This window comes from Waltera intestinalis (assembly GCF_009695995.1).
GTDB lineage: Bacteria > Bacillota > Clostridia > Lachnospirales > Lachnospiraceae > Acetatifactor > Acetatifactor intestinalis.
Window position 1 is genome coordinate 1 of record NZ_VUMU01000046.1, and the last position, 1007, is coordinate 1007.

The 1007-nt window shown below is 41.1% G+C and carries 2 protein-coding genes; both read left to right on the plus strand.

Annotation, left to right across the window (positions count from 1 at the left end; translation table 11 throughout):
- The coding region (locus tag FYJ59_RS13995) for a hypothetical protein (protein WP_205839566.1) at positions 1-183 on the plus strand (183 nt) is incomplete at its 5' end.
- Positions 184-703: 520 nt separating this feature from the next.
- Positions 704-1007, plus strand: a 304-nt coding sequence (locus FYJ59_RS13865) for a plasmid mobilization protein (protein ID WP_154498954.1), incomplete at its 3' end; no start/stop codon positions are given.

The following is a 1007-nucleotide window of genomic DNA, read 5'->3' on the forward strand; positions in this document are numbered from 1 at the left end:
ACGTCTGACAAGCAGAATATTTATTATTTCAGCTCTGCGATCTGCCGTATTCATGCTTTACCTCCTTTCTGTAAATTCTCCAATCTCATTGTAAAAAACGAACCGGAAAAAACCTTTCATATTAAAATAGGCTTTTTTCCGCAACCGCTTTTGATACAATCAACTCAACTTATCCCAAAATAAATACTCTTTTCTCTCCTACTTTCTCTTATTGACTTTGCAGCTTCTGGTTGCTAAAATCTTTTATGGATAAAATCACAAATTCATAAAAAAACACACAAACTGCTATGGAGCTTCACGGGCATCTGATGCCTGCTGTGAACCGTGGCAGTTTTTTTATTACCTATGCCGTTCTCCGAAGCCGGACAGCCGGACGCTGTCCATAAATGGGCGGTAACGCCCGTATGAGTTTTGGACAGGCTGCCTATGCAGCCTAAAACTCGCAAATTCCCTTCGGGCAATTTGCCAAAGATAGCAAGCACTGCCTGTGTTCCCTCACAGGCACCATTTTCCCAAGTTTCTTCCAAGTAGAAACTTGAAAAAATTGGCTTGCATGGGGCATATCCCCCTGACCCCCTTTGCACTCCAAAACTCAGCAATTACTCCACGGGAATTTCTGAATTTTTACGTTCTAAAAGCACACCGCCGGATACGGCATATTACAAAATTTTCTTCATAAATAAGGAAGGGAAAGGACAAAGCAATGGCAAAAAGAGAAAGACAAAATGAATTGAAAATATATCTGAGCGAAGATGAACAGTACATCCTAGAACAGAAGTGGAAAGCCTCCAATATGAAAAGCAAATCTGCCTTTATCCGGCATCTGATTTTGTACGGATATGTCTATGATGTAAACTATGAACACCTACGGGAATACAATACAATCCTCTCTCGCATCGGGAACAATTTAAACCAGATTGCCAAGCGTATGAACGCCACGGGCAACGTCTATGAAGCCGATGTAAAAGAAGTAAAGGAGCTGATGAAACAGGTATGGCAATCACAAA